This window comes from Flavobacterium sp. CG_9.1 (assembly GCF_015751645.1).
Lineage (GTDB): Bacteria > Bacteroidota > Bacteroidia > Flavobacteriales > Flavobacteriaceae > Flavobacterium > Flavobacterium xanthum.
Window position 1 is genome coordinate 1 of sequence record NZ_JADOVC010000042.1, and the last position, 20,295, is coordinate 20,295.

The window sequence follows — 20,295 nt, forward strand, 5'->3', positions numbered from 1 at the left end:
CTTATCGGTGAATTCTAAAATACTTTCTCCTGTAAATTTTTCCATTCTTTAAATTTACATAAAAAGTATAAGTAATTATCCGAACACCTCAAAATGTTTATAATGCTATGCAACTGGCAGAAAAAGTGAGTAAAAAGAAACGATAATGCACCACTATCAAATTCGTCCTTTTTCTTCACATGTTTTGAGAACCCCATTGTTACCGCTTTCTTTCTATACTAAAATAATGGAAAAGGAAGCGGTAATTAGCGTGTTTGAACAGCTGCAAGATTCCTTGGTGCATGAAGCACTGCAGCTGGCTTCTCCAGAACTAATTTTACTGGTAGAAAAATATTGGGAAAATCCCCAATCCTTATCCAATAAAAAGACAACAGCTTTAGCTTATAGTGTCTTGAAATACTGTGCAAGGATGGCATCGCGCTGTACTCCTTTTGGGTTATTTGCGGGTTGCACTGTTGGCGAAAAAGGCCAAACCACCAATATAGTGATGGACCATAAGGAGCTATTCCAACGCCATACGCAATTAGACATGCAATTTTGGATTGCTTTGTTACAAGAACTGGTGAAGCAAGAAGAAGTTAGGAACACATTGAGTTATAAACCCAATACAAGCCTCTATGAAGTAGGATCTTTTTACCGGTATGTGGAGTATCGTTATCAGGGAACCAAAAGACAACACAGTATTGCAGCACTACGAAAAACAGATCTTTTAACGCTAGTGTATCAAAAATCAAGACAAGGAATTACGATTGAGGCTTTAATTGAATTGCTGGCTGATGATGCTTCTGAACGTGATGATGCTAAAGATTTTGTAAACCAATTGATTGATTTTCAGTTTTTAGTGAGTGATTTAGACGGTGCTTTAACCACAAAAAACGAATGGGATAGAATAAACGCTATACTAGCACGCGTTCCAAATTTTGAAAAAGAAACCACTTTTTTTCAAAGACTTAAACGCCAAATAGAAAGTTTAGACTTTGGACTTGTTCCTAAACCTACTGCTTATACTGCTATAAAAAATGTACTGACGGAAGCCAGAGTGACTTTTGATAAAAAGTATCTTTTTCAAACCGATTTGACAACTGCGGCTAGTGTAAACACACTACATCCAAAAGTACATCGTCAAACGCTCGAAGCTTTGACGTTTCTTAATGGCATACAAAAAAAGCACAAAAGACATACATTAGAAGAATTCATAAAGGCTTTTTTACATCGATATGAGGGAAAGGAAATGCCATTAGCCTTAGTGTTAGATACTGAAATTAGTTTGGGTTATCCGGTATCATTACAACGAAATGACACGCACGAGCTTTTAGAAACTTTATATTTTAAAAACCAAAATCAGACTGACACTCAGCCTTGGACTACGTTTGACCGAATAGTAGAGCAGAAATTACAAACTTGTAAACAACTACAGCAAAACGTCTTAGAACTAACAGAAAAAGATTTTCCAGATTTTGATTGCAACTGGGAAGAGGCGCCTATCACTTTTTCAGTAATTATTGAATTATTAAAGGAGGATGTAGTAGTTTTAGAATCTTCTGGTAATGTGAGCGCTGCAAAGTTGTTGGGTCGTTTTTGTAATGGAAATGAAGCTATAGCAACTCTAACTGCCGAAATTGTAGCAAAGGAACAAGCGTATGATCCGAATCAGATTAAAGCAGAGATCGTTCATATTCCTGAATCAAGAACCGGAAATATTTTAAAAAGACCCCCTTTACGTCTTTATGAAATTCCATATTTATCGCATTCAGGAGTAAGCGAAGCGTGTCAGATAGGTCTTGACGATTTGATGGTATCTATACAAAACAATACCATTATTTTGCGTTCCAAAAAGCACAATAAAATAATAGTGCCTTGTTTGTCCAATGCGCACAACTACGCTAGCAAATCCTTACCCGTATATCATTTTTTGTGTGATTTACAGGGTCAAAATGACAAGCCTATTTACAGCTTTGATTGGGGCGTACTTTTTTCTCATTACGATCATTTTCCAAGGGTAGTTTATAAAAAAGTAATCCTCTCTAAAGCCAGATGGGTAGTTACTGCCGACGAAATTTCCTTTTTAGCTCAACAATCTGAAAATGTGTTTTTTGAAGTATTTAGCAAATGGAGAACAGAAAGAGAGTTACCGCAATGGGTAAATTGGATACAATTTGATAATACGTTGTTATTAGATTTTGATAAAGAGTTTGGTGCAAGATTATTAATTAATGCGGTAAAAAAACAACCCAAAATTATATTAGAAGAGTTTCTGTTTATGGAGAATTCAGCGGTTAGCGGTGCAGCACAACAAACGTATACCAATCAGATAATTTTATCCTTTTATAAAGAAAAAGTCACGTAATGAAACACTCCTTACGAATGTCATTAATTTTTGGTGAATTCTGATTAACCAAAAAAACACAATAAATTTTAAAAGATGAAATCGCCGTTAGGAAAAGGTTTGTTGAAAACAAACACCTATAAATAAAAGGCGACCCGAGCGAAGCGAATTGGCGAAGCATACTATTTATGACCACTTAAAAATAATTTTTACATATATGAAAAGAGAGTTTTGCCTAGGAAGTGAATGGTTGTATTATAAAATTTATACCGGTGTAAAAACAGCAGACTTACTTTTATTGGAAGAGTTTGCTCCTATTATTGAACAGTTAAAAGCTCGGAAGGTAATCGAAAAATGGTTTTTTATTCGGTATAACGATCCTGATTCGCATCTTCGTATTCGTTTTTTAGTAACCAAACCAGAAGGTATAGCTACCATTATAAGTTCATTCCATCTTGTTTTTGAAAAGTTATTGGTCAACCATTTAGTTTGGAAAGTACAAACGGATACTTATAAGAGAGAATTGGAGCGGTACGGAGAGGCTACCAAGGTAGATTCTGAGACTTTGTTTGGGTATCACAGTGAGTTGATTGTAGCGTATTTAATGTACAAACCCAATTTTGAGGTGGCAACTCAACTACTGTTTGGGCTGTATACTATTCGTCATTTTTTAGAAAGTTTTCAGTTATCAATGTCTGAAAAACATGAATTGATGCGCCGGTTACAAATGAATTTTAAAAAAGAATTTAATGCCGATGCGGCCACAAATAAGGGACTAGATACCCAATACCGCAAGCGTGAAGTAGAAATTACTGCGGTGCTACTAGGCAAAACAGACTTGCCATTTGAAGTATTAACTCCCTTCATAGAAACTAAAATATCAGAAATTGCTTTGTTAAGTTCCAACATAAAAAGTCAGTTGGAGATTCCTCTTTTTGATTTTTTAAGCAGCCATATTCACATGATGGTTAATCGACAGTTTACGTCACGCCAACGGCAATATGAGCTCTTGATATACGACCATTTGTATCGGTTTTATAAAACTCAGGAGCTGAGAAGATATTAAAAATGTTTTTTTTGAAATTAAACAGTTTGATGTAAAAAAATGACTTAGTCATCACCATTTTTATGTTGTAAAATAGCATTATTACTGCATTTTTCTTGTAAATCTACTAAACAACAGAAGACAATTGTTACGTTATAATTTAACTCTTAAAGTAGGTAAAACAGCAATAGTTTCAACACCATTTAATGAATAGTATAATTTACTTTTTAAACCCAGTTCAGCATAACTATTGAGTTTGAAATAGTATTCTAAAGATCCAAATAATCCCAAATTGTCTGCTCGATTTTTTTCGTTATTAAGTACAAAATAAGTATTTGTGTCATCAAATGTAATAGTGTTAGTATTTAAGTTTTCTATAAAGAAAAATACGCCGAGAGTGAACTGAATATTGTTTTTAAAAGCGGTTCGAAAGTGAATATCATAAAAGTTTTTAGTGTGTGTATTGTTGTAATTATCTAATACTATTCCGCTGTTATTACTATTAATGACAATGCCATCATCAATATTTTTTGAATGTTGCTGTTTCGCAAAACCTACACCAATAAATCTATTTTTAGGTAATTTATAATCTGCGTTAAATTCTAAAAATGAACCAAATTTTGGTAATTCAAGCTTTAGTGGTGATGTCTCAGAATAGTTAGAATAATTAATATGGGAAATCCCATAGGAAAAAGATAAGTCTAATTTTTGTTCTTTTTTTTCTTGAGCAAAAGATGGTAATGCAATGCAAAGAAATGGAATTATAAATTTTTTCATGATTAGAATTTTTTACCAATATTTAACGTAAGGTTATAATAGCTAGGATATACTGGTATGGAATTAATTTGTTTTTCGCCTATCGGCATAAAGTAAAATGGTTGCAAACCGATGAAATAGTCTTTGTAGATACAATACTGAAATTGTATGCCAAGACTGTAATAAAATGAATTTAGCTTTTCACTACTAATTTTATTCTGATACGAAAGTATTTCTCTTGTTTCTAGATTATACGTAAATGATTGTAAATCATGATTAGAGGACTGTGAAAAAAAATGTCCAGCACCAGCGTTGAAACTAAATGAAAATCGTTTGTTATTGACAAACATATAATTCATTTCACCACCAAAACGTATTGTTTTTATTTTTGACCAAAGTGAATTTGAAACAATATCAGTTGAATTTTGATCCAATAAAAATGCATTTAATTGAACTTCATTTTTAGCAAATTTCGGAAAATCATCACTTTGTGCATAGTCAGCAATAAACGTAAATGCAAAAGATTGTACAAATGCATTTTGATAATTAAAACCAATTGAAAAATTATTGTGGTTGTTATATTTATCCGGAAACCAGGGTTTTCCTATAGACAAGTATGCACTTTCATTTTGTGCAAATAACACGCTCGAAATCAACATAATTATTAATATAATAAAGTATTTTTTCATAATAAAGGTAGCATACTTTGAAAGTATTCAAAGTATGCTTTTAATTAATAGGGTTAAAGATTGGTATAAAAGTGCTTAAAATAATAATCTACAATACCAATTTTTTTAATATTATATTCTGTGTTATTATCATTGATGGTTTGGCCTGTAGAACCAGGGCCAACAATCGTTGCTAGGATTTGTCTTCTAGACATTTCTGCGTTTGATCTAAAAATTGCACTACCAACTGAGAGATTAATTTTAACTGAACCGCTAGCCTCTGCATTTGGTTTTATTTTATCGCCCTCTAGCTTAAACCCAGCTTTTGCTGTTAATTCGGTCGATGCTGAACCTGCAAGATTATGTAATGAAAACACTGCCATTACTTGTGTGTTTTCAGACATATTCCAGTCAGGGTCAAACTCAGCAGTAAAGTCTAACCATTTTTTATCTCTCTTAAGGTATTTACGTTTACATCTAAAATCTTTAACTGTATACTCATTTCCAGTTGCAGTAATAGTACCATTTGCGTTTTGCGTTACTGTTCCATCCGCAGTTCCTCTAAAGAATCTCAACTTTTGATGAGTCCCTCCAAATCCCATCCAATCAGTTCCATTTATTTGTATTCTTGGTATGTATGAACTTATTACGTCATCCTCTTGAATATTATTGTGATTTGTATTAATAGTTAGTAAATTTGTTACTGGAAATGGACTATTTGTTATTTGTGGGATAATACTAGGTAGTAGTATACCTGTTATATCATCGATTGGCGCGGGTTGTAAGTCTACAAAATCACAAGGTCTACCGGCAATATCACATGGATCTATAGGGACAATTACATAAACGGGATTGTTATCTAGAAAATTATTATCGAGATTATTAATAATTTCGTAGTCTCTGTAGCCCGTGTTAAATTGAAAACCGATGTTTGTTTGCGAATTGTTTAGCGGATCGAATGAAACATAATATTCTTGTGCATTTTAATCATCATTTTCATATTCAGGATCATATGGAAAAAAAATTTGTAGTTCCTGTGAAACAAGAAGATTAGTTAATTCATCGGCAATAAACGCTGTAGATCTAAAATTGTTCTTAGAAGTTAAGTTTTTATCCACAATTTCTTTAATTGTGGTATAATCATTGGAATTGTTTTCAAACTCTTTTCTTAAAGCATTTTTAAAAATATTTTGCTTTCTTAAATTATTGATTTGTTTTTTGAACATAGCTTGTTCATTTTTTCTTAAACCTCCTTCTTGTTCAAGTAAGTATGCAAAAGATACAATATTTGCATCTTTGTCAACTTCTTTCATTTTGTTATTTAAAGCGGTTTTGACTTCAGGGTCGGTTAATAATTTGCCAAACAGAATAGCAGTTTCTTGTAGTAACCTCTGTTCTGAATTTAAATTTGTTTTTTCTGGTGTTTCACTACTGTTTTCAGTAGAACAACTGATTGCCAAAAGGCAGAAGGAAAGTAAGTATATACTTTTTCTCATTATAAATTTTGTTCTCATTTAAGATTGGTTTAATTTTTTAAATTGATAAATTCTAGATAAGTAGCTACAATATCATTTAAGAAAAACTACTTAATTTTTATATAACGTCTTATTTAAAATTCAGTAGTTTTTCCTGACACCAAAACTACCCTCATATATTTTAACATACAAACACTTGTTATCGGAATTCACGGAATTCGCATACCGAATTCCATGAATTCCGATAAAGTTGGACAGAAAAAGGTGTATTATCTTTGAAAAAATAATTATAAGTACTCTTTATTTGACAAATACAAAGTGGCTGCTTTGAGGCAAAAATGTCTTCATTGTTCTTTTCTTTTTCTATCCCAGCGATTTTTTCTCTAATTTTACCCTTTTAAAATCAAACATGAAACTACAACTCAAAGAACTCACCACAAAACAAGAAATGCTGGCGCAATATCCGGTCATGCACTATTTATATACTAATTTCAGTTTAGAGAAATACGATGCCTATCTCACAGATATGATTCCAAACAACTACAAACAAATAGCCGTTTTTGAAGGCGATGTGTGCGTCGGACTTTCTGGTTTGTGGTCTGGTACTAAGCTGTGGTCTGGTAAATACTTAGAAATTGATAATTTCATTGTACACCCAGAACACCGCAAAAAAGGAATTGGTAAAATGCTAACGGATTACGTCGATGCCAAAGCCAAAGAGCTCGGTTGTACCATGATTGTATTAGACGCTTTTACCGGAAATTATACGGCACACCGTTTCTATTACAACCAAGGCTATGTGCCAAAAGGCTTTCACTTCCTTAAAATCTTAAACGAAGACGGATTGAGCTAAATCACAAATTATGGAGCGTTCTAGTATAATTGGTTTGACATTCTTGCTATCGGTTAGCCTATCTTTTTGTGGTGTAAAGCGTGAATTCCAATCAGAATTTCCGCAAGAAATTAAATCTGTCTTTTATCATAAAAAATTGCAAGGCGATAGTAAGGACAGCATTTATTTACAAATCGAGTTCAAAAAACCGCTTCTCCAATCGATTGTTTTGAATACTGTTTATTTTCGGAATCAGGAGGCTACTGTAAAACAAGTTACACCAGAACACTTCACTGTTGCTTTTGTTACTCAAACTTCTACCGAGGATTTTATTATGGATCAAGATCCTAGCAAAGAATATGGGAACAAAGCACCTGATGTTTCAAATGCAAAATTCGAAATACAATCCAACGAAGCAGTTTTAAACTATACGCAAAACGGTAAAATTTATTTTTTTAAAATGACTAATATCATCGAAAAACCGTTGCGTTAAAATCATAAAAGAAAGATTCTTTTTGTAAAACCTTCTTAACAAAACAAAGAGGCTCTATCCGAGATTACAAAAAATAATTAGTTATTTTTGTTTCCTTAATTTTAATAAACACACCATTTTGGGATTATATAAAAATCTTTTTAAACAAACTGCGATATACGGCTTGGCGACAGTTGTTCCGCGTATGTTCAGTTTTTTATTGGTGCCGTTGTACACAGGATTACTGCCAAAAGCGGAATACGGTAAGCTTTCCATCATTTTTGCAGGAGTGATTTTTTTTAATGTCATTCTTTCGTACGGAATGGAAACTGCTTTTTTTAGATTTTACAATAAAGAAACCAATAAAAGTGCGGTTGTAGAAACCACTTCGATTTCCATTTTTTGGACGTCCATTTCCTTCTTATTTGTCTCCTTACTCTTCCGAAATACAATATCGAGTTGGGCTAAAATTGACGAACAGTATATCAGTTACACGATTTGGATTTTAGTACTTGACGCGTTGGTCATTGTTCCCTTCTCTAAATTAAGGGTCAATCAGCAACCCGTAAAATATGCGATAATCAAAATAGGAAATGTAGCGGTCAATCTTTTTCTGAACCTTTTCTTTTTGAGTTATTTACCTGCCATTGCAACATCAAATCCAGACAGCATCTTACGCTCTTTATACCTAGAAGATTTTCAAATAGGCTATATATTTGTATCTAATATTGTGGCTAGCTTACTTACATTTATAGTTTTGTCACCCAATTATTTCAAACTGAAATGGCATTTTGATTACAAATTATGGAAACAAATGATGCAGTACGGCACGCCTATAATGATCGCCGGAATTGCATTTGCCATAAATGAACAATTCGACAAAATTTTATTGGGTTATTTATTGCCACCGGATATTGCCGATGCCGAAGTAGGAGTGTACTCGGCTTGTTACAAGCTTGGTTTATTTATGGTTTTGTACCGTACGGCGTATACGCTTGGAATTGAGCCTTTCTTTTTCAGTCACTCGGACAACAAAGATGCGCCACAAACCTACGCTACAATTACCAAATATTTTGTAATATTTGGGTCTTTCATATTACTGTCCGTAATCGTTTTTGCTGATATTCTAAAAGTTATTATGATCCAAGATGAATCCTATTGGGAAGCCATGAAAGTGGTACCACTGATTATTCTGGCCAACTTCTTTCTTGGTATTTACACCAATCTTTCGGTTTGGTACAAACTGATTGACAAAACTCATATAGGCGCGTACATTTCCATCGTGGGAGCGATAATCACACTCGCATTAAATTTCCTTTTAATCCCAACAATGAGCTATTACGGTTCGGCAATTGCCACTATAGCCGCGTACGGAAGCATGATGTTTATCTCTTATTATTTCGGAAACAAATATTATCCCATTCCGTATGACATCAATAAAATCGCGTTGTATCTGCTGATTTCAATAGGATTTTCGGCAATTTCTTTTTACGGTTTCCGAGAGAATTATTTCGTCGGAATTCCGTTATTAGTTATATTCCTGTATTTTATATACCACAACGAAAAAGAATTATTAATTAAAATTTTAAAACGAAAAACCAATTAAAACAATCTTTAGGAGCCAATCGCGCTGTACGTTTCAAGCTTTTTCCTAAAATTGTTTTTTTCTAAGGCAAAAAAGGAGCTTCCTGCGGTCGCTCTTTTTACCCAAGAAAAAATACAATTTCATAAAAAAGGCTTTCCACTTCCATCACGGCTAGAATCCTAAATAGTACATAAATAGTGTGAATCGGCAAGCCATTGCTAGTTCCAAAAAAACAAATAAACATGACCATAAACATTATCAACAAATCACAACATGCCTTGCCTAACTATGAAACCATAGCTTCCGCAGGAATGGACTTACGAGCGAACATAACTGAAGCTATAACATTAAAACCACTAGAAAGAGCGATCGTAAAAACAGGCTTGTTCATCGAATTACCTATTGGGTACGAAGCACAAGTTCGGCCAAGAAGTGGTCTCGCTGCCAAAAACGGAATCACAGTCCTGAATGCACCCGGAACGGTAGATGCCGATTATCGTGGTGAAATTGGAGTAATTTTAGTAAATTTATCCAATGAAGATTTCGTTGTCCAAAACGGGGAACGCATCGCCCAACTCATCATCGCAAAACACGAAAGAGCAGAGTGGATTCAAGTTCAGGAATTGACAGAAACCTCCAGAGGAGAAGGCGGTTTTGGAAGCACTGGAGTGAAGTAAATTTTTTAAAACTTCAAAATTCAGAGTTCGTTGTTCAACATTCAACCTTTTTTAAATTTTGAACAACGAACTCTGAATTTTGACGCGAAATTCAAATCTTTCAAATTTTGAACAACGAACCTCGAATAACGAATTTTGAAATCAAAATCACATGAAACAATACGATCTACACGAAAGACTAATTGATTTTGCTGTCATGATAATCGAAATTACAGATAATCTAAAAAACAGTAAAGCAGCAAATCATTTGTCGGGACAAGTTGTTCGTTCTGGAACTTCACCATCATTAAATTATAGTGAAGCTCAAAGTGCAGAATCTAGAAATGATTTTATCCATAAAATGTCAATTGTTTTAAAAGAGTTAAGAGAAACTCATTCTTGTTTAAAAATAATTCAAAGAGCAAGTTTATATAATAAAGAAGAAGAATTTTTAGTAGCAGGAATAAAAGAAAATAATGAATTAATTTCAATATTTGTAAAAAGTATTGAAACATCGAAATCTAAATTAAGTAGTTCTAAATAAATGGTCTAAACTTCAAAATCAAGCGTTCTTTGTCCAATATTAAATTTTTTATAAATTTTGAACAACGAACGTTGAATAACGAATTTTGAAATAAAAATAAAAAAACATGAAAATAATTGTCCCAATGGCTGGCCGTGGATCACGCCTACGCCCACATACCTTAACGATTCCTAAACCATTAATTCCAGTTGCAGGAAAACCAATCGTGCACCGTTTGGTCGAGGATATCGCCGGTGTGTTGAATCAAGATATCGAAGAAGTAGCCTTTATTATCCATGAAACTTTTGGTAAAAAAGTAGAAGAAGAATTACTTGCTATCGCACAAAAACTAGGCGCCAAAGGAACTATTTATTATCAAAACGAAGCATTAGGAACCGGTCACGCCATTATGTGTGCCAAAGATTCTTTGAGTGGACCCGCAGTTATCGCTTACGCTGATACGTTAATTCGGGCTGATTTCGATTTAGATAAAAATGCTGATAGCGTGATTTGGGTAAAACAAGTAGAGGAGCCCGAAGCTTTTGGTGTTGTAAAATTAAACGATGCTAACGAAATAGTAGAATTGGTAGAGAAACCGGCAACTTTTGTGTCGGATCTTGCCGTAATTGGAATTTATTATTTTAAAGACGTAGCCGTGCTGAAAAACGAACTGCAGTTAGTATTAGACAATAATATTATCCATGGTGGCGAATACCAAATCAATGATGGTATCAAGCAAATGATGGCCAAAGGCATGACTTTTGTTCCCGGAAAAGTAGACGAATGGATGGACTGTGGCAACAAAAATGTAACTGTAGAAACGAATTCTAGAATGCTAGGTTTCTTACATAGCGATGGCGAACATTTAGTGGATTTTGATGTCAAATTAGAAAATTCCACCATTATTCCGCCGTGTTATATCGGTAAAAATGTAGTTCTGACAAACGCGACGGTTGGTCCAAATGTATCTTTAGGCGATGGCTGTCATGTTTCAAACAGTACGATACAAAACAGTTTGGTGCAAACTCATTCTCATATCAAAAATGCGAATTTGGACAATGCGATGATTGGAAACCACGCTAGTTTTGACGGGAAGTTCATCAGCATCAGTATTGGAGATTATTCGGTATTGGAGTAGAATGGTTCAAATAATGTACTAAGCAATAAGAATGAATCCATATCGCATTATGTTTACCATATAAGTCATGTAAGTTTAAATTATATATGACTTATATGTTTCAAAAGAACTCGTAAAACAGTTTTTTAAACCATTAAGGAATTGAAGGAAATTAAGTTTTTCATTGTTTACAAACTTGTAGAGAATAAATTTTAAAAAACTTATATGACTTATATGTTTAAAAAAGTAAGCGACAAAATGTTAGTATTTGTAATATTAAGTGGCATTATATAATAAAGATTAAGGATTAAAAAACAGCATGAAAAAGAGCGCTTTCATAATTTTATTTCTCGTTTTGCAATGCAATTCGGCTTTGCTGTGGGCGCAAACGGAACCCGAAGAAATAAAGTTGGATACGGATCAATTTCAAGAACTCTTTTACGAATCTTTGCTTCAAAAAGGGATTGAGAATTATGATAAAGCAATTTTAGCATTGGATAAAGCCAATTCATTAAAACCCAATGATGCAGCCGTGTATTACGAATTGGGAAAGAATTATTTAGCATTAAAAGAGTATAAAAGTGCCTATAATTACTTTGAAAACGCCACCAAGATTGATCCTAAAAACAAATGGTTTTGGATAGGAATGTACGATGTGAGTTATGAAACTAAAAATTTCACTCAGGGAATTACCGTTATCAATAAGCTGATAGAATTTGATCCAAAATACAAAGAAGATCTGACCTCTTTGTATATGGGGACTAATCAGTATGAGAAAGCTTTGGAGTTAATTCAAGAACTCAATGAAACTGTTGGAAAAACAGATCGCAGGGAATTATACAAAAGCCAAATCCTATCCGAAGGAAAGTTTCAGAATAACGAAATTTCGAATCTGGAAGGTTTGATTGTTAAAAACCCACAAGGAGAGGCAAATTATATCAGTTTGATCTTTTTGTATTCCAAAAATAATGAAGAGGCAAAAGCTTTTGAAACCGTCAAAAAACTAGAAAAAGCCATTCCTAATTCGGAGTGGGCGCAAGTGAGTTTATTCAAAAATTATTTGGATGCTAATGATGCACCAAAAGCAATCATGGCCATGAATATTGTTTTGGCTAGTGCCAAAATAGACTCGAAAATTAAGCACCGGATTCTCAATGAATTTCTGATTTTTACCGACAAGAATACGCAATTTTCGGCCGATTTAGAAAAGGCTGTCGGTTATTTCGGAAATGATACTTCTGTTGATGTTGCGAAAGAAATTGGTAAGTTTTTCCAAGTCAAAAAACAATGGGGAAAAGCCATTGTGTATTATGAAAAATCAGTAAATAATGGAGTAGGTGATGTTGTTGAAACTAATTTACTTTTGCTTCAAGCGCATACAGAGTTGAAACAATTTGATGCCGTGGCTAAAAAAGCGATGACCTTAGTAGAAACTTTTCCAACGCAGCCTCAGTTTTATTATTATGCTGGTTTGGCCAATAATCAGTTGCAGCAATTTAAAAAAGCGAAGGATTTTTTAGAAATGGGCATGGATTATGTAGTGGAGAATAGGGAATTGGAAATAAATTTCAATATCCAACTTGGAGAAGCGTACAACGGCTTGGGAGATTTCAAGAAAAAAGACTTGTTTTTTGCTAAAGCCAATCAATTATTAAAAGAAAAAAAATGATCAAAAAAATTTCAATACTAGTACTATTTACTGTTTTTATGGTTTCCTGCAAATCGAAAGCCATTGCCGTTGCGGCCAGTAATGAGCCAGTTGCTTTGGCTGAAAAAATGTCAGCTAAAAAAATAATAGAAAATCATTACAACAATAAAAACGAATTTTCTACATTATATATTAAGTCAAGCGCCCGTTATGCAGATGATAAGCAAACGCAAAACGTAACCGCTGAAATCAAAATTAAGAAAGACGAACAAATTTTGGTAAGCATTCGTTTTCTGGGAATTACAATGGCAAAAGCATTAATCACTCCTAAAACAGTCAGCTATTACGAAAAGATCAATGGGAAATATTTTGAAGGTGATTTTAGTAGTTTAAGCCAATGGTTAGGAACGGATTTAGATTACAATAAAATCCAGAACATGTTGTTAGGTCAGGCAATTGATGATTTGACTAAAGGGAAATATTTAGAAAGCTTATTGGAACAAACCTATCGATTGGATGATACATCGAATAAGAACACAAAAAAATCATTCTTTTTAGACGCAGATAAATTTTTAGTTCAAAAGCAAGAAATCACGCAAACTGCCGAAGAACGAATGATCAAAGTAGCGTACGCAGATAACAAGGTATATAACGAGGTAGTATTGCCTACAAACGTTTCAATCAATACGTTTCAGAAGAAAGGAAACACCGAAATCAATCTGGAATACAACTCCGTAACTTTCAATGAAGAACTTTCTTTTCCTTATAGTGTTCCAAATGGGTACAAAAGAATTTTAATTAAGTAAATTAGCCAAAATATTTTTTCGATATGCCAAAATTTCTCCTAAGCCTAATTTTTATCTGTATGACTTCCTTGCTATGGAGTCAGGAATCCCAACAAGAAAAATTAGAAGAACGTAAAGCTCAAATTCAAAAAGAAATACGAGAAAATGAAAAGTTGTTACAATCGGTAAAGAAAAAAGAAAAATCTGCGGTCAACGTAGTGATCGTTCAAAGCACTAAGATCAAGCTGAAAGAAAAATTAATAAGCACCACTGAAAAGCAAACCAAATTGTTGAGTAATGACATGTATATTAATCAAGTTCAGATTAATAAATTGAAAAAAGAATTGGCTGAACTTAAGGAGGATTATTCCGAAATGATTGTGAAATCGTATAAAAGCCGATCGTCAGAAAGTAGGGCGATGTTCTTATTGTCGTCTGAAAACTTTTTGCAGGCTTACAAAAGAGCGCAGTACATGAAGCAATATACCAGCTACCGAAAGGCACAAGGGGAGGAAATAAAAACGAAGTCGAATAAGCTTACAGATTTTAATCAAAAGCTAGATGCGCAAAAAACAGCAAAGAAAAAACTGATCGCTGAAAACGAAAAAGAACGCCTGTCACTCGAAAGTGAGAAAAGAGAGCAATTGAAACTCGTTAGCGTACTCAAGAAAGATAAAAATAAGATTTCTGTAGAAATTAAGAAAAGACAACAAGAATACAGAACAATTGACAGACAAATCAATAAATTAATTCGAGAAGCAATTGCCGCGGCCAATAGAAAAGCAGCCTTGGAAAAAGCAAAAGCCAATCCAAGTGCTCCTGTTTCAAGAGCAGCAGTTTCCTCTTCAAAAATAGAATTGACTCCAGAGTCAAAACTTATTGCAGATAACTTTAGATCAAATAGAGGAAGATTGCCTTATCCTGTGGAAAAAGGGTATATATCGTTAGGATACGGAAACCAAACACATCCTTTATTTAATACCATAACCGTGCACAATAGCGGTGTAGAAATCACTACAGACAGAGGAGCAAGTGCAAGAGCTGTTTTTGGTGGAGAAGTTACCAGCGTGATCGTTTTGTCACCAGTAAACAAAGCGGTTATGATACAACATGGAGATTTCTTCACTGTGTATCAAAATTTGAGTTCGGTTAATGTGAGTAAAGGGGACAAAGTGAGTATCAAGCAAAGTCTTGGTAAAGTAAGAACCAATGGCGAGACGGGAAAAACAATCATTAAGTTCCTAATCCTACAAAATACGACTTATAACAATCCTGAGGGTTGGTTGTCGCCAAGATAAAAAAAGTAGTTTTCATAAAAAAAGCACGATCGATTCTAAGGAATATGATGGTGCTTTTTTTATGAAACCTGTTCTAAATAAAAAAAAGTAAGAAGGCATAAAGTATAGGAAGTAGCCATTTCTTGCTGCTGTATTGTGCAATCTATCCTTAGTTTGAAGGCATCCTAATGGCGATTTATCTCGCAGCGCCAAAAGTTCTTGAGATACTATCTTGCGCTACAAATCGTGCTGATTTTTTGCCGCAATACTTATTTATTAATAGTTGTTTTAGAAATAAAAATGAACCCGATTTTACCAATTGTCACTTTGGCTTGGTTGCTCGTTGGCGAAGCTATGGCCTCAAAAATTGCGCCTTTACATTAAAAGGGATAAAACCAGCAAAAAGCGCCATACTAAAACGCACAGAAACCGTCGCCTATTCCTAATGTTGTAAGATATAAGTACGCATCATGCTAAGACTATTTCGGGAATAAAAAGCCTTTTAAAATAGCGTTGCCCATTTTTCGATATTGACTAAACTACTATTTATTGAGTTTATTAAATTCTTTGAATAATTCCAATAAGTTCATAATAGACTTTACTAGATCATTTGTTTCTAATAACAAAGCGAAATATAACTTACTGTTTTTAGGACTTGTTTCTGTAGTTCTAATTCTTATAATTTGTTTTGATATCAACTCAGAAACCGTGTCTAAAAGAACTTGTTTGTCGTTTAATATAAGGTCAATCTTGTAAAAATCTTCGGTCTTAAAACTGTCTTCTAACAGTCGCAACAACTGCTGCAATTGTTCGTCCACTGTTTTCAGGTCTCTAATTTGATTGAATTTTAATTGCTTGTGATTGTTATTGACGTGCGAATAACTATTGGTTGTAATAAAATCTATGGATTGAACCATATCTTGCAAATAACCCAAAATCAATATGTAAAATTTACTCGCTTCAACTGAATTATCGTCTAGGTTTTTAATGAAGTAAAAAACGTTACTTTTTAATTCGTCAATTTCTTTTTCTAATTTCTTTTGGTCTTTTTTATTTTCTTTTAATTTAGCTAAATCTTGTAAACTTAAATTGTCAATCAAATTACCGTATAACGCACTAGTTTTGCGAAATACTTTGGAAATTTGTGCAGAGCTTTCCGTAATCATTTCTTTGACAGTTCCAATGTCTTCCTTCCGTAAGCTCTTAATTTCTGCTTCACTTTGCACTTTTTCTTTATGTTTTCTAGAGCTTCTATATAGCATAATTCCTAGTAAAAGTAATAATCCTACGAATGCGAAAACTTCACCTATTTTTAAAATATAAGCGGTAATAAAAGCCAATATAAAAGCAATAATTGCGGTAAAAAACCAACCACCTATTACTTTAAAAACGCCAGCAATTCTATAAACCGCACTCTCCCGATCCCAGGCTCTATCAGCAAACGAGGTTCCCATGGCAACCATAAATGTTACGTAAGTAGTGGATAGGGGTAACTTTAAAGAGGTTCCTATGGCAATTAAAATACTGGCGACCATTAAATTAACTGAAGCTCTTACCATATCGAAAGCTGGCTCATCATCTGTTTTTTTTGTGGGCTTCACTATGTTTTCAAAACGTCTGTCGATTTTTATTTGTAATTTTTTTGGTAAAAAGAAATTAATGCCTTCGCCAATATACAAGCCCAATCTAACGATAAATCTCGAAGCTGTATTGGGTGCAAATTTTTCAATACCATCGCCTTGTCTGGATAAATTAACTCCCGTTTCAATAACACTTTTGGCTTTCTTTGAGGTCCAAAGGGTGATTACCATAATAACACCAGCTAATAATAAAAAGTAAAAGGGTGCTACAATATCATCATTCGCTAAAGCCCCCATCATAAAGGAATCTCCTGAAACACCACTGCCTTGGAAAATTTCATAAGAGTTGAATGCCGCAATGGGTACTCCAATGAAGTTAACCAAATCATTTCCTGCAAAAGCCAGTGCTAAAGCAAAAGTTCCTACAAGTATAATAACACGTAAAATATTGACTTTAAAGTAACTAATCAGGATTTGAGACAGTGCTAGAAAAACAAGAAAATTTAAGCCTAAAATCATAAACTGATGCTCATCGATCCAGTCAAATTGTGCTTTAGAGATGAAGGAAACCCCTTTTAATCCTTTAATTAGGATAAAAAAAGTAATTGCCGTAATGGCTATTCCTCCGAAAATTGCGCCAAAATATTTTAACTTTTTTTCGTAATGAAAAGTAAAAATCAATCGGGAAATATATTGGACAAGACTTCCTATTGAAAAAGACAGCAGCACTGAAAGTAAGATACTGTAAACGATAGTAGAAGCTTTCTTTGTGTTAATGTACATTCCCAAAGTATCTATAGAGTCATCGGTCGTATATATTTTGTAAAGGGCTAAACAAACTGCCGCTCCTAGTAACTCAAAAATTATGGAAACGGTAGTGGAGGTAGGGAGTCCTAAAGAATTAAAAACATCTAAAAGTAGAATGTCAGTAATCATGACCGCTAAAAAAATGATCATGACATCGTTAAAACTAAACATGCTGGGAACAAAAATACCACTTCGCGCTATTTCCATCATTCCACTAGAAAACAAAGCTCCAATTAAAACTCCAACACTAGCGACAATCATAGTAGTTTTAAATGAAATGGCTTTTGAACCTATGGCAGAATTTAAAAAGTTTACTGCGTCGTTACTCACGCCAACCATTAAATCGATGATAGCTAAGATACCTAACGCAATCAACATAATTACATAAATCTGTTCCATATTAATTTGGGGTTTAATTTTGTACAAAAGTCCTGCAAGGACTTTGGATTCATGTTAACTTAATGTTATTAAAACCAGAAATAAGGTAAAAATCAACTCCACTTGTAAATGGAATAGGTTTGAAGTTTGTAGTATTTATTCATCTTGCTGGTACGCAATTGGATAGTAACAGCAGTTCAAAAAACAGAAAAGCACTATCGAATATCTCAGTATTGACAGTGCTTTTTTATAGGGATTCTTTTCGTTCCATAAATACCGTGATACAGTTTGGATGGTGTTACCTGGTACTAAAGTAGTTTAGGGTTTTTAATTTGTTCTTTGCTACTGTACTATTCAGCTTATTTAAAAGAGGAATCAATAGATCGCATCATGCCATCCGTTGACCACGTTCCAGAAACAATGATTCTTCTGATAGTGTATAAAGGATCTACCGAATCTCTTTTGGTAGACAAAATATACCCCATTTTATAATCACTCTTTTTTATTTCAGGAATTGCCGCAGTATTCCATAATCCAAACGGATAAGCAAAATCGGTTACTGGTTTTCCTATGATTTCCTCTAGTTTTGCCTTTGGTTTTACCAATTGCGTATTCCAGTCGTCTCCTGCATATTTCGTAACCATATGATGATCCCAAGTGTGTGCACCTACCACATGCCCGTCGTCTGACAAGGTTTTGATTTGTTCTTTACTCATATATCCCGGACGATTAATAGAAACAGTCATAATAAAAAACACGCCTTTGAAACCGTATTTTTTCATTTCGGCTGCGCCAATGCTGAATTGTTCTTCTCTAGTATCATCAAATGTTATCATGATCGGTTTTGCGGGCAATGGACCATCAAAAACCAAATAATTATACAGTTGTTCTGGTAAAATGGTTTCGTATCCAGCATCGGCTAAGGCTTTCATTTGTTGGGCAAAAGCCGGCGGTTTTACAGTGTACACTTTTATATTTCCACTTGCACTCGCACTAAAATCCCTAATGTTATGGTAACATAAAATAGGCACTTCTTTTTTCGAAAGAATGGTCGCGGCATCAGCAGCTACTTTTTTGGGTGCTACAACTTTTGCAGAAACAGCAACCAAAGGAACTTCCGGTACTATTTTACGGGGTTCTGATTGACAACTAACCATTAAAAATAGGCCAACGAAAACGGAATAAAAAATATTTTTCATGAATTCAATGGTAAATTATTGGTACTGAATATAAATCGGTTTAGGAGTGAACTTCACTAATTCTTCTGGGCTATACATTTTCCAGTCGTTTTTATTGTCATTTTTATAAAACAATTTAAAACCGGTAAACTGAACGGGTTCTCTGTATATGTAAGCCTTATAAGAATCTTTTTTTAATACTTTACTTCCAAAACCATCCATATCCATGACGATTTGAACCTCAGGAACTTTTTTGATTTCTTTATAGTTTTTGACCATTCCTTGCGTAAATCGGTGTATTACCAATACTTTTGGAGTCAACTTGTTTTTGCGCACAATGTCTGCTAGAATGTCTATCGCATCATTGATGTCAGCTGCCGTAAAATGCCCAATTTTTGATCCTGGACGTTCTCCGCCTTTCATAGAAAATTCAGGATCAATCCCAAGGTGCACATTCGGCATAGCAAGGTATTTTTCCAGTTCGGCTACCTCAGATTTAACCGTGCTATGTCCTACCTGGATATCCAAAAACACCAAAGCATTAATTGGTTTTGCCCAGCTGATAATAGTGTCAATTTGTTTAAAAGGCATGCGTAGGCGGTGCATATTATTTTTCCCTGGAGCGCCTTGAGCGGTAACAGCAATGTAATGCAATGCCGGAATTGCTTTCACCGTTGAGTCGGCTGCTTGCCACTTGGCTACTTCGCCTTGAAGTTTTGCCAACATTTCTTTTCGAGGAAGTTCCCCCAGGATTCCCATTTTGGTGGAGTATAAATTCCCGTAATACGCTATTATCCTATTGTATGGCAAAAGTGCTCCTGGCAAGGGATAAGGCGTTTTTACGGGCCATCGACCTGTTGTGTCATTATTGCTTAACGCAATCATTCTTTTATTGTAATCCACCGTGTCAATGGTAAGAGTGGGCGTTTTCTCTATCGAATCCACTACTTTTACGGTTGCCGTTTCCTCTGTTTCGTTTTCAGTATCAGCTGCTTTGCCACGATTGCAGGCTAAAGTACTTAACAACAATAAGGGAAGTGTGATAAATGCAATTGTTGATTTTTTCATATGTGTTTTGTTTGTTGTTTTTTAAAAAAAAAGGCAATAATTAGTTAATGAAAGTCTAATTTCATTACTTGTAAATTGATGTTTAATTTTGTTTGCCTTGATATTATTAGAGTTAAACA

The 20,295-nt window shown here is 34.1% G+C and carries 19 protein-coding genes; 12 read left to right on the top strand and 7 right to left on the bottom strand.

The genetic code is table 11. The features are described 5' to 3' along the window. Nucleotides 1-145: 145 nt before the first annotated feature. Nucleotides 146-2,347, top strand: coding sequence for a lantibiotic dehydratase family protein (locus tag IWX83_RS15920; RefSeq protein WP_196831176.1), 2,202 nt, complete (start codon nucleotides 146-148; stop codon nucleotides 2,345-2,347). A 196-nt stretch (nucleotides 2,348-2,543) separates the two neighbouring features. Next, entirely contained in the window at nucleotides 2,544-3,392 is an 849-nt protein-coding gene (locus IWX83_RS15925; RefSeq protein WP_196831178.1) for a thiopeptide-type bacteriocin biosynthesis protein, read from the top strand. A gap of 132 nt (nucleotides 3,393-3,524) precedes the next feature. Here the strand turns inward: IWX83_RS15925 and IWX83_RS15930 are convergent, their stop codons facing one another. From IWX83_RS15930 to IWX83_RS15945, 4 genes are all read right to left on the bottom strand, one after another. Then, nucleotides 3,525-4,148: a hypothetical protein gene (locus IWX83_RS15930; protein ID WP_073355797.1), complete on the bottom strand. Its 624-nt coding sequence runs from the start codon at nucleotides 4,146-4,148 to the stop codon at nucleotides 3,525-3,527. A 2-nt stretch (nucleotides 4,149-4,150) separates the two neighbouring features. Then, on the bottom strand, nucleotides 4,151-4,816 hold the full coding sequence (locus IWX83_RS15935; RefSeq protein ID WP_196831179.1) for a hypothetical protein: 666 nt from the start codon (nucleotides 4,814-4,816) through the stop codon (nucleotides 4,151-4,153). A gap of 53 nt (nucleotides 4,817-4,869) precedes the next feature. After that, the gene (locus IWX83_RS15940) at nucleotides 4,870-5,397 is read right to left on the bottom strand and encodes a hypothetical protein (protein ID WP_196831180.1); all 528 of its coding nucleotides are present in this window, start codon (nucleotides 5,395-5,397) and stop codon (nucleotides 4,870-4,872) included. Nucleotides 5,398-5,778: 381 nt separating this feature from the next. Further along, entirely contained in the window at nucleotides 5,779-6,309 is a 531-nt protein-coding gene (locus IWX83_RS15945; RefSeq protein ID WP_196831181.1) for a hypothetical protein, read from the bottom strand. 370 nt (nucleotides 6,310-6,679) lie between these two features. Between IWX83_RS15945 and IWX83_RS15950 the strand changes: the two genes are divergently transcribed. The 10 genes from IWX83_RS15950 to IWX83_RS15995 all read left to right on the top strand — a co-directional run bounded on the left by IWX83_RS15950 (nucleotide 6,680) and on the right by IWX83_RS15995 (nucleotide 15,549). Beyond that, on the top strand, nucleotides 6,680-7,123 hold the full coding sequence (locus IWX83_RS15950; protein ID WP_073354773.1) for a GNAT family N-acetyltransferase: 444 nt from the start codon (nucleotides 6,680-6,682) through the stop codon (nucleotides 7,121-7,123). A gap of 10 nt (nucleotides 7,124-7,133) precedes the next feature. After that, entirely contained in the window at nucleotides 7,134-7,595 is a 462-nt protein-coding gene (locus IWX83_RS15955) for a hypothetical protein (RefSeq protein WP_073354771.1), read from the top strand. Nucleotides 7,596-7,713: 118 nt separating this feature from the next. Further along, entirely contained in the window at nucleotides 7,714-9,180 is a 1,467-nt protein-coding gene (locus IWX83_RS15960; protein ID WP_196831182.1) for a lipopolysaccharide biosynthesis protein, read from the top strand. A gap of 221 nt (nucleotides 9,181-9,401) precedes the next feature. After that, the gene (dut, locus tag IWX83_RS15965; RefSeq protein WP_196831183.1) at nucleotides 9,402-9,836 is read left to right on the top strand and encodes a dUTP diphosphatase; all 435 of its coding nucleotides are present in this window, start codon (nucleotides 9,402-9,404) and stop codon (nucleotides 9,834-9,836) included. A gap of 151 nt (nucleotides 9,837-9,987) precedes the next feature. Beyond that, on the top strand, nucleotides 9,988-10,359 hold the full coding sequence (locus tag IWX83_RS15970; protein ID WP_073354765.1) for a four helix bundle protein: 372 nt from the start codon (nucleotides 9,988-9,990) through the stop codon (nucleotides 10,357-10,359). A 106-nt stretch (nucleotides 10,360-10,465) separates the two neighbouring features. Then, nucleotides 10,466-11,476, top strand: coding sequence for a sugar phosphate nucleotidyltransferase (locus tag IWX83_RS15975; RefSeq protein ID WP_196831184.1), 1,011 nt, complete (start codon nucleotides 10,466-10,468; stop codon nucleotides 11,474-11,476). A gap of 298 nt (nucleotides 11,477-11,774) precedes the next feature. Beyond that, the gene (locus IWX83_RS15980; RefSeq protein WP_196831185.1) at nucleotides 11,775-13,124 is read left to right on the top strand and encodes a lipopolysaccharide assembly protein LapB; all 1,350 of its coding nucleotides are present in this window, start codon (nucleotides 11,775-11,777) and stop codon (nucleotides 13,122-13,124) included. After that, entirely contained in the window at nucleotides 13,121-13,909 is a 789-nt protein-coding gene (locus IWX83_RS15985) for a DUF4292 domain-containing protein (protein ID WP_196831186.1), read from the top strand. The genes IWX83_RS15980 and IWX83_RS15985 overlap by 4 nt, the downstream gene beginning before the upstream one ends. 59 nt (nucleotides 13,910-13,968) lie before the next feature. Continuing rightward, nucleotides 13,969-15,186: a murein hydrolase activator EnvC gene (locus tag IWX83_RS15990; protein WP_231380071.1), complete on the top strand. Its 1,218-nt coding sequence runs from the start codon at nucleotides 13,969-13,971 to the stop codon at nucleotides 15,184-15,186. Nucleotides 15,187-15,384: 198 nt separating this feature from the next. After that, nucleotides 15,385-15,549 carry a hypothetical protein gene (locus IWX83_RS15995; protein ID WP_196831187.1) on the top strand — a complete coding sequence of 55 codons (165 nt, stop codon included), beginning with the start codon at nucleotides 15,385-15,387 and terminating at the stop codon, nucleotides 15,547-15,549. A gap of 158 nt (nucleotides 15,550-15,707) precedes the next feature. On the opposite strand, the gene IWX83_RS16000 is transcribed toward IWX83_RS15995, so the two are convergent. The 3 genes from IWX83_RS16000 to IWX83_RS16010 form a co-directional block, all read right to left on the bottom strand. Continuing rightward, a complete protein-coding gene (locus IWX83_RS16000) occupies nucleotides 15,708-17,951 on the bottom strand; it encodes an inorganic phosphate transporter (RefSeq protein ID WP_196831188.1) in 2,244 nt (747 codons plus the stop codon). Nucleotides 17,952-18,289: 338 nt separating this feature from the next. Continuing rightward, nucleotides 18,290-19,129, bottom strand: a complete 840-nt coding sequence (locus tag IWX83_RS16005) for a polysaccharide deacetylase family protein (RefSeq protein WP_196831189.1) — start codon at nucleotides 19,127-19,129, stop codon at nucleotides 18,290-18,292. 15 nt (nucleotides 19,130-19,144) lie between these two features. Continuing rightward, on the bottom strand, nucleotides 19,145-20,176 hold the full coding sequence (locus IWX83_RS16010; protein ID WP_196831190.1) for a hypothetical protein: 1,032 nt from the start codon (nucleotides 20,174-20,176) through the stop codon (nucleotides 19,145-19,147). Between the last annotated feature and the right edge of the window lie 119 nt (nucleotides 20,177-20,295).

Coding starts and splice junctions, on each gene's coding strand:
- IWX83_RS15920 (WP_196831176.1), top strand. CDS start 146: ATGCACCACTATCAAATTCGTCCTTTTTCTTCACATGTTTTGAGAACC.
- IWX83_RS15925 (WP_196831178.1), top strand. CDS start 2,544: ATGAAAAGAGAGTTTTGCCTAGGAAGTGAATGGTTGTATTATAAAATT.
- IWX83_RS15930 (WP_073355797.1), bottom strand. CDS start 4,148: ATGAAAAAATTTATAATTCCATTTCTTTGCATTGCATTACCATCTTTT.
- IWX83_RS15935 (WP_196831179.1), bottom strand. CDS start 4,816: ATGAAAAAATACTTTATTATATTAATAATTATGTTGATTTCGAGCGTG.
- IWX83_RS15940 (WP_196831180.1), bottom strand. CDS start 5,397: ATGGGATTTGGAGGGACTCATCAAAAGTTGAGATTCTTTAGAGGAACT.
- IWX83_RS15945 (WP_196831181.1), bottom strand. CDS start 6,309: ATGAGAACAAAATTTATAATGAGAAAAAGTATATACTTACTTTCCTTC.
- IWX83_RS15950 (WP_073354773.1), top strand. CDS start 6,680: ATGAAACTACAACTCAAAGAACTCACCACAAAACAAGAAATGCTGGCG.
- IWX83_RS15955 (WP_073354771.1), top strand. CDS start 7,134: ATGGAGCGTTCTAGTATAATTGGTTTGACATTCTTGCTATCGGTTAGC.
- dut (WP_196831183.1), top strand. CDS start 9,402: ATGACCATAAACATTATCAACAAATCACAACATGCCTTGCCTAACTAT.
- IWX83_RS15970 (WP_073354765.1), top strand. CDS start 9,988: ATGAAACAATACGATCTACACGAAAGACTAATTGATTTTGCTGTCATG.
- IWX83_RS15975 (WP_196831184.1), top strand. CDS start 10,466: ATGAAAATAATTGTCCCAATGGCTGGCCGTGGATCACGCCTACGCCCA.
- IWX83_RS15980 (WP_196831185.1), top strand. CDS start 11,775: ATGAAAAAGAGCGCTTTCATAATTTTATTTCTCGTTTTGCAATGCAAT.
- IWX83_RS15985 (WP_196831186.1), top strand. CDS start 13,121: ATGATCAAAAAAATTTCAATACTAGTACTATTTACTGTTTTTATGGTT.
- IWX83_RS15990 (WP_231380071.1), top strand. CDS start 13,969: ATGACTTCCTTGCTATGGAGTCAGGAATCCCAACAAGAAAAATTAGAA.
- IWX83_RS16000 (WP_196831188.1), bottom strand. CDS start 17,951: ATGGAACAGATTTATGTAATTATGTTGATTGCGTTAGGTATCTTAGCT.
- IWX83_RS16005 (WP_196831189.1), bottom strand. CDS start 19,129: ATGAAAAATATTTTTTATTCCGTTTTCGTTGGCCTATTTTTAATGGTT.
- IWX83_RS16010 (WP_196831190.1), bottom strand. CDS start 20,176: ATGAAAAAATCAACAATTGCATTTATCACACTTCCCTTATTGTTGTTA.